The sequence below is a fragment of the Pseudomonas sp. S31 genome (assembly GCF_016648105.1).
Taxonomy (GTDB): domain Bacteria; phylum Pseudomonadota; class Gammaproteobacteria; order Pseudomonadales; family Pseudomonadaceae; genus Aquipseudomonas.
In genome coordinates this window covers 39,684-52,896 of sequence record NZ_JACVVE010000009.1, presented here as the reverse complement: position 1 = coordinate 52,896, position 13,213 = coordinate 39,684, and the positions used below count along the sequence as shown (strand labels likewise).

The following is a 13,213-nucleotide window of genomic DNA, read 5'->3' as shown; positions in this document are numbered from 1 at the left end:
TGCCTAGCGTGCAGCTTTCCAGATCCAAGAGACTTTGATGCCATGCCGATGACCCTCACTCCCGCCAACACCCTGCCCGAGGACGGCCTGACCGGCACCCTGATCGGCCGCGCCTGGACCCCTGGCGAGCCGGGGGGCCCTTCGCTGATCACTCTGCGCGCCGACGGCGTGTTCGACCTTTCCGAACGCTTCGCCACCCTCAGTCAGCTGCTTGAATGCGAAGATCCGTTGCAGGCCGTACGCGCCACCCCCGGCCGCTTCCTGGGCAGCGTCGAGGCGTTGCTGGGCAACAGCGGCGAGGCCTTCGACGCCAGCCAGCCCTACCTGCTCGCACCGGTCGACCTTCAGGTGATCAAGGCGGCGGGCGTGACTTTCGCCGCCAGCATGATCGAACGGGTGATCGAGGAGCAGGCCGGTGGCGACGCCAGCAAGGCCGAGGCGGTGCGTGCCACCGTGCGCTCGGTGATCGGCGACAACCTGCGCGCGGTGCGCCCGGGTTCGCAACAGGCCATGGCACTGAAGGCGCTGCTGATCGAGCAGGGCATGTGGTCGCAGTACCTGGAAGTCGGCATCGGCCCGGATGCCGAAGTGTTCACCAAGGCCCCTGTGCTGGCGGCGGTGGGCAGCGGCAGTGCCATCGGCGTGCACCCGCATTCGGCGTGGAATAACCCCGAGCCCGAGGTGGTGCTGGCGGTCGACAGCCGCGGTCGGATCCACGGCGCGACCCTCGGCAACGACGTCAACCTGCGCGACTTCGAGGGCCGCAGCGCCCTGCTGTTGAGCAAGGCCAAGGACAACAACGCTTCCTGCGCGGTCGGCCCGTTCATTCGGCTGTTCGACGAGACCTTCGACCTGGACGCGGTGCGCCACTGCGTGGTCGACCTGGAAGTCCAGGGCGCCGACGGCTACCGCCTGCTCGGCAGCAGCTCGATGGACCAGATCAGCCGCGACCCCGAAGACCTGGTGCGGCAGACCCTCAACGAAAACCACCAGTACCCGGACGGTTTCCTGCTGTTCCTCGGCACGCTGTTCGCGCCCACCGAAGACCGCGACCAGCCAGGTGCCGGTTTCACCCACAAACCCGGTGACCAGGTACGCATCGCCAGCCCGCTGCTGGGCCAGTTGCACAACCAGGTCACCACCAGCGACCAGGCCCGCCCCTGGACCTTCGGCCTCGGCGCGATGATGCGCAACCTGGCCGCCCGGGGGCTGCTGCAAGGCTGAAGCGACCGACAACTGCGGCACCCATAACAACAAGAAGCGAGGCAGAACATGCAAACCCACGCCAGGGACACCGCTCCCGACCCGCGCCAACTGCGCCGGGCCATCTATACCGGCGCCATCGGCAGTGCCCTCGAGTACTACGATTTCGCCATCTATGGACTGGCCTCGGCGCTGGTCTTCGGTCATATCTTTTTCCCTTCGCTGGGCACCACCGGCGCGCTGCTGGCCAGTTTCGCCACCTATGGCGCGGGGTTCCTGGCGCGACCGTTCGGCGGGTTGTTCTTCGGCTCGCTGGGCGATCGCAAGGGGCGCAAGCTGGTGCTGCTGCTGACCATCGCCCTGATGGGCAGCGCCACCACCCTCATCGGCCTGCTGCCGACCGGCGCCACCGGTGCCGTGTTGCTGGTGCTGCTGCGCCTGCTGCAGGGCTTCGGTGCCGGCGCCGAACAGACCGGCGCGGCGACGCTGATGGCCGAACTGGCCCCCCGCGAGCGCCGCGGCTTCTATGCCGCGCTGCCGTTCATCGGCGTGTTCAGCGGCTTGGCCCTGGCCACTATCACCTTCCGCGTGATGCAGACCTCGCTGACCCAGGAACAACTGCTCGACTGGGGCTGGCGCGTGCCGTTCCTGGCCAGCGTGGTGCTGATCTTCATGGCCGTGTGGATCCGCCTCAAGCTCAAGGAAAGCCCGGTGTTCCAACAGCTCAGCCAGAGCCAGCAGGTGATCGAGTCGCCGATGCGCGCGGTGTTGCGCAATGCCCGCCGGCCGCTGGCGGCGACCACCTTGATGCGCATGGCCGAAACCGGTTGCTCGACCCTTTATGCCACGGTTTCCATCGCCTTCCTCACCGGCTTCGCCAGCCGTCGCCTGGGCGAGAGCGGCGCTGACCTGGCCAGCATCGGCACCAATGCGGTGCTGGCCGCCAGTGTCCTCAGTGTGCTGACAACACCCCTGTTCGGCGCCCTCTCCGACCGCTTCGGGCGCCTGGCGGTGTACCGTGGCGGCGCGCTGTTCGGCGCATTGTGGGCGTTCCCGTCCTGGTGGATGATCGACAGCGGTGACCCGACCCTGGTGTGCATCGCCGTGGTCGGCGGCTTCGCCCTCGCCGCCAACAGCATGCTCGGTGCCCAATGCGCGCACTTCACCGAACTGTTCGGCAACCGCTACCGCTATTCCGGCGTGGCCCTGGCCCGGGAAATCGGCGCCATGCTGTCCGGCGGCCTGGCGCCGATCCTGGGTATCTTCCTGGTCGGCCTGGCCGGCGGTGCCTACTGGGTGCTGGCGCTCTATACCCTGGCGCTGACCGGGCTGACCCTGATCGGCACCTGGCTGTCGACCGAAACCCGTGGCCGCGACCTCACCGCCCTGGACGATGCGGTGGGCAGCGGCGCATCAACCGTGCACAGCCCTGCAGGCGCCGGCGTGCTGCAACGCTGACCGGCGCCAATGAATACAAGAGAGAACGACATGACCGATACCCCGAAACGCCCGCTGCGCAGCCAGCAATGGTTCGACGACCCGAGCCACGCCGACATGACCGCGCTGTATGTCGAGCGCTACATGAACTACGGCCTGACCCGTGACGAACTGCAGTCCGGGCGGCCGATCATCGGCATTGCCCAGACCGGCAGCGACCTGACGCCCTGCAACCGCCACCACCTGGAGCTGGCCCAACGGGTCAAGGCCGGTATCCGTGATGCCGGCGGTATCCCGATGGAGTTCCCGGTGCACCCGATCGCCGAGCAGAGCCGCCGGCCGACCGCCGCGCTGGACCGCAACCTGGCGTACCTGGGCCTGGTGGAAATCCTCCACGGCTATCCGCTGGACGGCGTGGTGCTGACCACCGGCTGCGACAAGACCACCCCGGCCTGCCTGATGGCCGCCGCCACCACCGACCTGCCGGCCATCGTGCTGTCCGGTGGGCCGATGCTCGATGGCCACCACAAGGGCCAGCTGATCGGCTCGGGCACGGTGTTGTGGCATGCCCGCAACCTGATGGCCGCTGGTGAGATCGATTACGAAGGCTTCATGGAAATGACCACCGCCGCGTCGCCATCGGTGGGCCACTGCAACACCATGGGCACCGCGCTGTCGATGAATGCCCTGGCCGAGGCGCTGGGCATGTCGCTGCCTGGCTGCGCCAGCATCCCCGCGCCCTACCGAGAGCGCGGGCAAATGGCCTACGCCACCGGCAAGCGCATCTGCGAGCTGGTGATGCAGGACGTGCGCCCGTCATCGATCATGACCCGCGAAGCCTTCGAGAACGCCATCGCCGTGGCTTCGGCCCTGGGCGCTTCGAGCAACTGCCCGCCGCACCTGATCGCCATCGCCCGGCACATGGGCATCGAGCTGTCGCTGGACGACTGGCAGCGCATCGGTGAAAACGTCCCGCTGCTGGTCAACTGCATGCCGGCCGGCAAGTACCTGGGCGAGGGCTTCCATCGCGCTGGCGGCGTGCCGGCCGTGATGCACGAGCTGCGCAAGGCCGGTCGCCTGCACGAATCGTGCGCCACGGTCAGCGGCAAGACCATCGGCGAAGTGGTCAGCGACACCGTCACCAGCAACCGCGAGGTGATCCTGCCATTCGACGAGCCGCTCAAGCACAGCGCCGGTTTCATCGTGCTCAGCGGCAATTTCTTCGACAGCGCGATCATGAAGATGTCGGTGGTCGGCGAAGCGTTCCGCAAGACCTACCTGGCCGAGCCTGGCAAGGAGAACAGCTTCGAGGCCCGGGCGATCGTGTTCGAGGGCCCCGAGGACTATCACGCGCGCATCGACGACCCGGCGCTGGACATCGACGAGCGTTGCATCCTGGTGATCCGGGGCGCCGGCACCGTGGGTTACCCGGGCAGTGCCGAAGTGGTCAACATGGCGCCGCCAGCGGCGCTGATCAAGCAAGGCATCGACTCGCTGCCCTGCCTGGGCGACGGCCGCCAGAGCGGCACCTCGGCCAGCCCGTCGATCCTCAACATGTCGCCGGAAGCGGCGGTAGGCGGCGGCCTGGCACTGTTGCAGACCAACGACATGCTGCGCATCGACCTCAACCAGCGGCGCGTCGACCTGCTGGTTGACGACGAAGAAGTAGCGCGCCGACGTGCAGCCTGGAAGCCGAGCATTGCGCCTTCGCAGACCCCTTGGCAGGAGCTGTACCGGCAATTGGTGGGGCAGTTGTCCACAGGCGGCTGCCTGGAGCCTGCGACCCTGCACATGCGCGTGATCGCCCGTGAGGGCGGGATGCCAAGGCACTCGCACTGACACCTGCAGGGTCGCGAATCGCCGGCAAGTCGGCGATCGCGGCCTGCAGGGCCACAAACTAACCACACCGCCCCCCACCGCGCACCTGGTAAAACTGCCAGTTTCCTGCAAGCGGAACGTCTTTTAGGCTCGATTCGACTTCCCGCCTCAGGAAACGTTGCCATGTTCGCGCGAGCCACCACCATAACAACGCTGTTTTTCACCATCGCTGCCCAGGGTGCGGTTGCCGCCGATGCCGAGCGAACCGCACGCTCGGTCACGCATCATGTGGCGCCGTGCGTCGCCGCCACGCAGCTTTCCCCTGGTGACAACAATTCGGTATGCCAGGTGTCGGGAGTGATCCGTAGCGGCGAGGCGCTGGTGTTCGCCAACGACAAGCCGATCCCCGTTGAAGGCAACCCGGCGATCTTCAGCCTGCCGCTGGCAGACGGCAAGGTCGGCGACACGCCACTCAGCTACCTGCACGCCCCGGCCATCGATGGCGCCGACAAGTTCGAAGCGCTGACCTCCACTGCCGATGGCCGCTACATCATCGCCAGCACCGCATTCATCCGCAGCGGTACCGAGAACGATCCTAAGGATGACAAGCTCAATGCCATCGTCTATTGGCCGGCAGACGCCGTGCAGAAGGCGAAAGTCCTCGAGCCGATGACTCGCGGCGGCATCACCAGCTCAATCAACCTGCGCAAGCAGATCAGCGAGGCCACCGGCTCGGGCTATTTCAAGGTCGAGTCCCTGGCGGTGGCACCCGGAAACCAGCTGGTGCTGGGCATCCGCAAGCATGGCAACAGCTCCCGCGACTCAGCCCATTCGTTCTTGCTCATCGCAGCCCCGTTCCACCTCAACAAAGATGTGATGAAACTCACCGGCACCTTCCACAAGATCCTCGATGCCAAGCTGTCCGTTCCACAGCAAACGCGCCTGCTCGGGCTGTCGGGGCTGGTATTCGACAGCTCCAGCGACCGCCGTTTCTACGCGGTGACCAGCATGGAGGACGACCAGGGCATCGGCGGCTATCTGTGGGAGGTTCCCTGGGCCGAAGGCAAAGCGGGCGAGCCAATACTGGTGAAAGACGCCAACGGTGAGCCACTGCGCTTCGCCAACAAGCCCGAAGGCATCACCACCCTCGGCTCCCATCAGTTGCTGGTGGTGCACGATGACGACCAGATCCAGGTCCAGACTTCGCTCAATGGCATCGCCCACCGACCGAATGAATTCGCCTACAGCATCATCAAGTTCTGACGCTTGCGGGCAGGGCCTGCACCATGCGGTGAAAACTTCGCTCGTGTTTCACCGCATACGGCCGATAACACGGCAGCTGGCCCAGCCATACGTCGGATATATCATTAAGGCATTGATGTCATATTGGCAGCATCCGATAGTACTATCTCCAACCAACTATCACCGCCGCCATTATGAAACCTACCCTGCCCTGCCTGGCAGCCATGATGCTGCTCAGTGGGTGCAATGGAATGCCCACGACGTACGTTTCCGACCCCGTCTACGACCAAGCTTTCGTGGTTACCTCAGGCCCACCCTTGCCGATGCTGCTGATGGCCACCGCCATCCAGTGGAACGACGACTACGCCGTCACCGCCAAGCACACGCCGTTCCTGCGCGGGGTGGTGCATGAGGGTCTGGGCGACCTGGTGTTCTTCAAGCACAAGGCCCGCACCGTGCCCCTCTGGCGTCAGTACGTGCCCGGCGAGCAAGTCACGGCAGTGGGCTTCAATAGCCTGATGATGCCCGTGCAAGGCAAAGGCCACGCCCTGTCCTCGCTGGTGCGCCTGGAAGGCACCCCTGGCAGCGTGTTCTATTCGGTGCATGACGGGCCGATGGTCAAGGGCATGTCCGGTGGCCCGGTGTTCGCCGACGACGGCAAGGTCGTGGGCATCAACGTCGCGTTCATCCCCACCCGCGGGATCGATGCGCAGAAGCGCCCCGACCTGGCAGGTCGCGAGCGGGTCAGCGTGTTCATGTCGTACGCCGAGATCGACAAGGAATGGCGCCGCTACCAGTATTTGCTGGCGCACAAGAACAAACCCCGGGCCCCTGCCGCCGTGCAGGGCTTCGTCGCGGTGGCCAGCAAGCCCTGAGGTTCAGGCCGAGCGCTCGGCCTGCTGGCGCGTAAAAAACTCAGTAGCCTCTTAAGCTGATATCAGATAATTCCGTTGCATGCACCCACCAAAACCTCTTGCAACACCCCTGTAACGAACCTTCCCCCACCCTCGACGTCGGATTCTTCATCCCACGCACTTCGAGGTAGCCCGTGTGAAAGAGATCATCGCCCGCAAGTACCGCCTGATGGTGAAGACCTTCGGCTACATCGGCTGGTCGCTGTTCTGGCTGCTGCTCTGGGACGTGCTGGTCACCATCGACTTCATGCTGTTCTTCAACAGCAGTTTCAGCCTGCCGCTGATCCCCCTGACCCTGCTCGGCTCGGCGCTGGTGGTGCTGGTGAGTTTTCGCAACAGCAGTGCCTACAACCGTTGGTGGGAGGCGCGCACGTTGTGGGGGGCGCTGGTCAACAGTTCGCGCAGCTTCGCCAGGCAGACACTGACACTGATCGACGACCCCGAAGAAGGGCTGAACCCGGTCAAGGCCACCCTGCTGCGCCGCCATATCGCCTATGTGAATTGCCTGGCCGCACACCTGAAGGGCGAGAGCTGTCCCGACGAGCTGATGGCCTTCATCCCTCCGGCCGAATTCGAGCGGCGCAACAAGTCGAACAACTTCGCCAACGATATCCTCGGCGGCTCGGCCGCGCTGTTGGCCCGGGAATACCAGGCCGGGCGCCTGGACAGCATCCGCCTGGCACGCCTGGAATCGACCCTGGTCGACCTGTCCAATGCCCAGGGCGGCATGGAGCGCATCGCCAACACGCCGCTGCCCTACCCCTATGTGTATTTCCCGCGCCTGTTCATCACGCTGTTCTGCCTGATCGTCCCGGTGGGGCTGGTCGAGTCGTTGGGCTGGTTCACGCCACTGGCATCGACGGTGGTCGGCTTCATGCTGCTGGCGATCGAACGCATCGGCACCGACCTGCAAAGCCCGTTTCGCTTCAGCGAGCATCAGATCCAGATGGACACCATCTGCGAGACCATCGAGCGCAACCTGGAGTCGATGCAGCGGGAAGCCCAATGTGGAGATCTGGTCCACTAGAAGGGGGCCGCTCTTGTGTAGGAGCTGGCTTGCCCTGCGATGGGCCGCACAGCGGCCCCGGCTATCGTTCAGGCCCGCACGTAGCGCTGGCGCAGCACATCGCTGAACGCATCCACCAGCAACACCAGCACCAGCATGGCGATGATCACCGTGCTGGCCTGCGCTTCCTGGAACAGGCTCAAGGTGGTGTAGAGCATCTGCCCCAACCCGCCGGCACCGACGAAGCCCAGCACGCTGGCCATGCGGATGTTGTTCTCCCAGCGGTACAGGCTGTACGCCAGCAGCTGCGGCCAGAGGTTGGGCAAGGTGCCGAAACAGAACGCCGCCAGTTGCCCACCACCGTGCAGGCGAATGGCCGCCGCTGGCTCGGCAGGTGCGTTTTCCAGCGCCTCGGCGAATAACCGCCCCAACACCCCCGTCGTGTGCAACGCCAGGGCCAGGGTACCGGCATTCGGGCCGAGCCCTGCGGCCAACACCGTCAATGCTGCCCAGACCAGCTCGGGGATGGCCCGCAAGGCGTTCAGCAGCAGCCGAGCAGCGGCCTGCAGGGGCCAGCCAAAGCGCCCGGCCGCCGGCAGCGCGAGAAGCATGCCCAGGGCCATTGCCAGCAACGTCCCCCACCCCGACATGGCCAGGGTTTCCAGAGCACCTCGGGCGACCGCGCGCAGGTGCTCGGCAGACAGGTCAGGCTGCAGGAAGCGGCCGGCATACTCGCCCATCTGCCCCAGCCCGCCATCGCCAACCAGCGCATGCAGGTCCAGTTCCAGGTAGCCGAACGAAGCCACCACCGCCGCAACGATACCTACCAGCAGCAAAAAGTTTATCGCCCGGTTCATGCCAGCCTCCCGCGCAACAAGCGGCTGAGCAGGTCGGCCAACAGCACCAGGCCGAGGAAGGCCAGCAGCATGCTCGCCACCTCGCCGCCGGCGAACATGCGCATCGACAGGTCGATCTGCTGCCCCAGCCCGCCTGCGCCCACGAAGCCCATCACCACCGAGGCGCGCACCGCGCACTCCCAGCGATAGACCGTGTACGACACCACCTCCGCCGCCGCACTGGGCAGGATGCCGTAGAAGAACGCCGCCAGCCGGCCACTGCCGGCCTGCAGCAAGGCATGCGCCGGGCGCTGGTCGACCGATTCGAAGATTTCGGCGTAGACCTTACCCAGCATGCCGCTGTAGGTGATGGCGATGGCCAGCACGCCAGCGGTCGGTCCCAGGCCCACCGCGCGCACGAACAGCAGCGCCCAGACGATCTCCGGCACGCTGCGCAGGAAGATCAGCAGGCCGCGCACCGGCAAACGCAGCAGCCGGGAGGCAACGCCGGCACGCCCGCCACGGGAGGCCGCGCGCAACGACAGCGCGCGGCTGGCCAGCAGGCTGGTGGGAATCGCCAGCAGCAGCGCCAGGGCCATGCCGGCGGTGGCCACGGCCAGGGTCTGCAGGGTCGATTGGTAGAGCAATTCGAGGAAATCGGCATCGTGCGCCGGAGGCCAGAAGGCACTGGTGAAACTGGCGATCTGCTGCCGGTTCTCCGCCTGCAGCAATACCCCTGGATTCAGTTCGCTCAAGCGCAGTCCAGGCCATAACACAGCCAGGGCCAGCACGGTCAGCAATACGCGCGGCAACGTTGCCGGGTCGCGGGTAGCGGCCTTCAGCATCGTGGAATCTGCACGCTCAGGGTCGGCCCCTGGACCTGATGTGATGCAAGCTGCTCGTTGGCATACAGCGCATCGAGCAAGACCTCGGTCACCGCCTCGGCCGGGCAGTCGAACGCCACCTTGCCTTCACGAATGCCGATGACCCGTGGAAAGTGCGCCAACGCCAGATCGACCGCATGCAGGCTGGCCACCAGGGTGACGCCGTTGGCCTGGGCATGGCGGTTGAGCAGCGCCAGGCTGTGGTCGGCGAGCACCGGGTCCATCGCCGACACCGGTTCGTCGGTCAGCAGTATCTCGGGGCGCTGGTACAGCGCCCGGGCGATGCCGACGCGCTGCAACTGGCCGCCGGACAACTGACCGCACTGCACGAACAGCTTGTCCGCCAGACCCAGTTCAGCCAGTACCTGGCGCACCCCCGGGACATCGGTCGGGTACACCAGGTTAAGCAAGCCGCGAAGCGTGCTCCACTGCCCCAGGCGCCCGGCCAGTACCGCGGTGACCACCCGCTGGCGCGGTGGCAGCGGTGGCGCCTGGTGCACCAGGCCGACACGCGCGCGCAGGCGTTGCCGGGCCCCGGCCGACAACGCCCAGGGCTGCTCACCGAACAGCTCCAGGTGCCCGCTGCTGGGTTGCACGGCAGTGGCCATCAGGTGCAGCAGGCTGGACTTGCCAGCCCCGGACGGGCCGATGATCGCCACCCGTTCGCCCTGCTCGACACCCAGGCTGACCCCGTCGAGCGCGCGAACCTGGCCATGGCGCAGGCCGGCGCCTTGTACATGGATAGTCACTTGAGCAGGCCGGCCTCGCGTGCCGCTTGCTCGGTGCCCGCGTAGTTCTCTGGCTTGGTCTCGATGAAACGGCTGGCAGCCTGCAGGTCGAGGATCGCCTTGTGCTCAGGGTTGGCCGGATCGAGGTCGAGGAAGGCCTTCTTGATCTTCTCTTTCAGCGCCGGGTCCATGTTGCCGCGCACGGTCCAGTTGTAGTCGTAATAGGCCGGCGTGGTGGCGAACACCTTCACCTTGCTGGTGTCGACCTTGCCGGCATCGACCAGCTTCTGCCACACGCTGGCGTTGAGCACGCCGCCGTCGACCTTGCCGGCCTGGACCCAGGCCACGGTCGCATCGTGGGCACCGGAATAGGCCACCCGGCCGAAGTAGCTCTCGGGCTTGATGTTGTCTTCCTTGAGCATGAAGTAGCGCGGCATCAGGCTGCCCGAGGTGGACGAAATCGAACCGAACGCGAACGACTTGCCCTTGAGGTCGGCCAGGCTCTTCACCTCAGGGTTGGCGGTGATGAACTTGGAGGTGAACTGCGCGTCCTGCTCACGCTGCACCAGAGGCGTGGCGGTGGGGTCCTTGAGGTGCACCTGGACGAAGGTGAAACCGCCCAGCCAGGCCATGTCCAGGCGATCGCTGGCCAGCGATTCGACCACCGCCGGGTAGTCGGCCACCGGCACGAACTTCACCTCCATGCCCAATCGCTTGGACAGGTACTCGCCCAGCGGCTTGAACTTGCGCAGCAGTTCGGTCGGCGCTTCGTCGGGGATGGCGCTGACTCGCAGGGTGTCAGCCGCCTGGGCGACAACGGCACAGCAGGACAGCACGAGGCCGGCGGCGAGCGCCATAGGGCGTTTGAGCATGGGAGTTCTCCGGTTCGATAGCGGGGCTGGTGCCGGCAACGCGCCGACGCTGGGAAGTATAAGAGTCACGGGCGCAAAGGCCAGCTTTGCTACAATCGCGCAATCATTCATCTGCCCACAGAGGTGCGTATGAGCGAACCGATTCGCCTGACCCAGTACAGTCACGGTGCCGGCTGTGGTTGCAAGATTTCCCCCAAGGTGCTGGACGTGATCCTCGCCGAAAGCGGCGCCCAGGCCCTGGACCCTAAGCTGTGGGTCGGCAACGCCTCGCGTGACGACGCCGCCGTGTATGCCCTGGACGACGAACGCGGGGTGGTCTCGACCACCGATTTCTTCATGCCGATCGTCGATGACCCGTACGACTTCGGCCGCATCGCCGCGACCAACGCCATCAGCGACATCTACGCCATGGGCGGCGACCCGCTGATGGCCATCGCCATTCTCGGCTGGCCGGTCAACGTATTGCCGCCGGAAGTCGCCCGCGAGGTGATCCGCGGGGGCCGCGCCGTCTGCGCCGAAGCCGGCATCCCGCTGGCCGGCGGCCACTCCATCGACGCCCCCGAGCCGATCTTCGGCCTGGCCGTGACCGGCGTGGTCAGCAAGCGCCACCTCAAGCGCAACGATACCGCCAGTGCCGGCTGCCGCCTGTACCTGACCAAACCGCTGGGCATCGGCATTCTCACCACTGCCGAGAAGAAGGCCAAGTTGCGCGAGCAGGATCAGGGCCTGGCGCGTGACTGGATGTGCACCCTCAATACCCCGGGCAGCCGCTTCGGCAAGCTCGCCGGGGTCACGGCAATGACCGACGTGACCGGCTTCGGCCTGCTCGGCCACTTGGTCGAACTGGCTGAAGGCAGCGGCCTCACCGCACTGCTCGACTACGCCGCGGTGCCCCGCCTGCCGAGCGTCGAGCACTACCTGGCCGAAGGTTGCATCCCCGGGGGCACCCTGCGCAATTTCGACAGCTACGGGCACAAGCTCGGCGCCTTGAGCGACGAGCAGAAACACTTGCTGTGCGACCCGCAGACCAGCGGTGGCCTGCTGGTGGCGGTGACGCCCGAGGGCGAAGCCGAGTTCCTTGCGGTGGCCGCCGAGCTCGGCCTGCAGCTGTCGCCGATCGGCCAGTTGGTCGAGCGACAGAGCCACGCGGTCGAGGTGAATTGATGCGCCCCGACTGCACCGACTTCCGCCAACTGTTCCTCGATGACGCGCCGATGATGGACATGCGTGCGCCCATCGAATTCGTCAAGGGTGCCTTCCCTGGCACCGTCAACCTGCCGCTGATGAACGACCAGGAGCGGCAGAAGGTCGGCATCTGCTACAAGCAGCAGGGCCAGGCCGCCGCCATCACCCTCGGCCACCAGCTGGTCAGCGGCGCCACCAAGCGTGAACGCCTGCATGCCTGGGCCAGCTTCGCCAAGGCGCACCCGGACGGTTACCTGTACTGCTTCCGTGGCGGCCTGCGTTCGCTGATCGTGCAGCAATGGCTGCGCGATGAGGCCGGCATCGACTACCCGCGCATCAAGGGGGGCTACAAGGCGTTGCGGACTTTCCTGCTGGAGACTACCCAGCAAGCCGTGGACCAATGCGATTTCGTGCTGGTCGGTGGCCTGACCGGCACCGGCAAGACCGACGTGCTGCACCAGTTGAACAACGTGCTGGACCTCGAAGGCCACGCCAACCACCGTGGCTCGAGCTTCGGCAAGCGCGCCACCGCGCAGCCGGCGCAGATCGACTTCGAGAACAAGCTGGCCATCGACCTGCTGAAAAAACGCGCCCGGGGCGTCGAGCAGTTCGTGCTCGAAGACGAGGGCCGTATCGTCGGCAGCTGCTCGGTGCCGCTGGCGTTGTACCAGGGCATGCGACACTACCCGATGGTGTGGCTCGAGGACAGTTTCGACAACCGGGTCGATCGCATCCTGCGCGACTACGTGATCAACCTGTGCGCCGAGTTCATCGACGTGCATGGCGAGGAACAGGGCCGCCGGCTGTTCGCCGAGCGGATGCTGCAGAGCATGAACAACATCCACAAGCGCCTGGGCGGCGAGCGCTTCCAGCGGTTGTCGGAGATCCTGCGCCAAGCCTTGGAAGAGCAGCAGCGCAGCGGCACGGTGGATCTGCACCGGGGCTGGATCGAAGGCTTGCTGAAGGAGTACTACGACCCGATGTACGCCTACCAGCGCGAGGCCAAGGCTGAGCGCATCGAGTTCGCCGGCGATGGCGTGGAAGTGCGTGAGTACCTCAGAGCCCGCGAAGCACGGTCCCTGTAGAAC

General features: G+C 65.9%; 12 protein-coding genes. 8 read left to right on the top strand and 4 right to left on the bottom strand.

Annotated features, from left to right (window positions below; all coding sequences use genetic code 11):
* Positions 1–42 precede the first annotated feature (42 nt).
* The 6 genes from IAE37_RS09185 (at position 43) to IAE37_RS09160 (ending at position 7,641) form a co-directional block, all read left to right on the top strand.
* Positions 43–1,224 (top strand): fumarylacetoacetate hydrolase family protein, encoded by a 1,182-nt coding sequence (locus tag IAE37_RS09185; protein WP_201172529.1) that lies wholly within the window; start codon positions 43–45, stop codon positions 1,222–1,224.
* Positions 1,225–1,272: 48 nt separating this feature from the next.
* Complete coding sequence (locus IAE37_RS09180; RefSeq protein WP_201172527.1) at positions 1,273–2,661, top strand: MFS transporter; 1,389 nt, start codon at positions 1,273–1,275, stop codon at positions 2,659–2,661.
* Positions 2,662–2,691: 30 nt separating this feature from the next.
* Complete coding sequence (locus IAE37_RS09175; protein WP_201172524.1) at positions 2,692–4,479, top strand: IlvD/Edd family dehydratase; 1,788 nt, start codon at positions 2,692–2,694, stop codon at positions 4,477–4,479.
* A gap of 162 nt (positions 4,480–4,641) precedes the next feature.
* Positions 4,642–5,721, top strand: a complete 1,080-nt coding sequence (locus IAE37_RS09170; protein ID WP_201172520.1) for a hypothetical protein — start codon at positions 4,642–4,644, stop codon at positions 5,719–5,721.
* Positions 5,722–5,927: 206 nt separating this feature from the next.
* Positions 5,928–6,575 (top strand): trypsin-like peptidase domain-containing protein, encoded by a 648-nt coding sequence (locus tag IAE37_RS09165; protein WP_201172740.1) that lies wholly within the window; start codon positions 5,928–5,930, stop codon positions 6,573–6,575.
* 175 nt (positions 6,576–6,750) lie between these two features.
* Positions 6,751–7,641, top strand: coding sequence for a bestrophin family protein (locus tag IAE37_RS09160; protein WP_201172518.1), 891 nt, complete (start codon positions 6,751–6,753; stop codon positions 7,639–7,641).
* A 68-nt stretch (positions 7,642–7,709) separates the two neighbouring features.
* On the opposite strand, the gene phnE is transcribed toward IAE37_RS09160, so the two are convergent.
* From phnE to IAE37_RS09140, 4 genes are read right to left on the bottom strand one after another with little or no spacing between them, the layout of a single operon-like run.
* A complete protein-coding gene (gene phnE, locus IAE37_RS09155) occupies positions 7,710–8,477 on the bottom strand; it encodes a phosphonate ABC transporter, permease protein PhnE (RefSeq protein WP_201172516.1) in 768 nt (255 codons plus the stop codon).
* Positions 8,474–9,301 (bottom strand): PhnE/PtxC family ABC transporter permease, encoded by an 828-nt coding sequence (locus tag IAE37_RS09150; RefSeq protein ID WP_201172513.1) that lies wholly within the window; start codon positions 9,299–9,301, stop codon positions 8,474–8,476. The genes phnE and IAE37_RS09150 overlap by 4 nt, the downstream gene beginning before the upstream one ends.
* Positions 9,295–10,089, bottom strand: a complete 795-nt coding sequence (locus tag IAE37_RS09145) for a phosphonate ABC transporter ATP-binding protein (protein ID WP_201172510.1) — start codon at positions 10,087–10,089, stop codon at positions 9,295–9,297. Before IAE37_RS09145 ends, IAE37_RS09150 begins: the two co-directional genes overlap by 7 nt.
* Positions 10,086–10,940 (bottom strand): putative selenate ABC transporter substrate-binding protein, encoded by an 855-nt coding sequence (locus IAE37_RS09140; RefSeq protein WP_201172507.1) that lies wholly within the window; start codon positions 10,938–10,940, stop codon positions 10,086–10,088. The genes IAE37_RS09145 and IAE37_RS09140 overlap by 4 nt, the downstream gene beginning before the upstream one ends.
* Positions 10,941–11,069: 129 nt before the next feature.
* Here IAE37_RS09140 and selD point away from each other — a divergent pair, with 129 nt between their 5' ends.
* Together selD and mnmH are read left to right on the top strand one after the other, a co-directional pair.
* Positions 11,070–12,104 carry a selenide, water dikinase SelD gene (gene selD / locus IAE37_RS09135; RefSeq protein ID WP_201172504.1) on the top strand — a complete coding sequence of 345 codons (1,035 nt, stop codon included), beginning with the start codon at positions 11,070–11,072 and terminating at the stop codon, positions 12,102–12,104.
* Positions 12,104–13,210 carry a tRNA 2-selenouridine(34) synthase MnmH gene (mnmH, locus tag IAE37_RS09130; protein WP_201172501.1) on the top strand — a complete coding sequence of 369 codons (1,107 nt, stop codon included), beginning with the start codon at positions 12,104–12,106 and terminating at the stop codon, positions 13,208–13,210. The genes selD and mnmH overlap by 1 nt, the downstream gene beginning before the upstream one ends.
* The last annotated feature ends 3 nt before the right edge of the window (positions 13,211–13,213 follow it).

Coding starts and splice junctions, on each gene's coding strand:
- phnE (WP_201172516.1), bottom strand. CDS start 8,477: ATGAACCGGGCGATAAACTTTTTGCTGCTGGTAGGTATCGTTGCGGCG.
- IAE37_RS09150 (WP_201172513.1), bottom strand. CDS start 9,301: ATGCTGAAGGCCGCTACCCGCGACCCGGCAACGTTGCCGCGCGTATTG.
- IAE37_RS09185 (WP_201172529.1), top strand. CDS start 43: ATGCCGATGACCCTCACTCCCGCCAACACCCTGCCCGAGGACGGCCTG.
- mnmH (WP_201172501.1), top strand. CDS start 12,104: ATGCGCCCCGACTGCACCGACTTCCGCCAACTGTTCCTCGATGACGCG.
- selD (WP_201172504.1), top strand. CDS start 11,070: ATGAGCGAACCGATTCGCCTGACCCAGTACAGTCACGGTGCCGGCTGT.
- IAE37_RS09180 (WP_201172527.1), top strand. CDS start 1,273: ATGCAAACCCACGCCAGGGACACCGCTCCCGACCCGCGCCAACTGCGC.
- IAE37_RS09170 (WP_201172520.1), top strand. CDS start 4,642: ATGTTCGCGCGAGCCACCACCATAACAACGCTGTTTTTCACCATCGCT.
- IAE37_RS09175 (WP_201172524.1), top strand. CDS start 2,692: ATGACCGATACCCCGAAACGCCCGCTGCGCAGCCAGCAATGGTTCGAC.
- IAE37_RS09140 (WP_201172507.1), bottom strand. CDS start 10,940: ATGCTCAAACGCCCTATGGCGCTCGCCGCCGGCCTCGTGCTGTCCTGC.
- IAE37_RS09165 (WP_201172740.1), top strand. CDS start 5,928: ATGCTGCTCAGTGGGTGCAATGGAATGCCCACGACGTACGTTTCCGAC.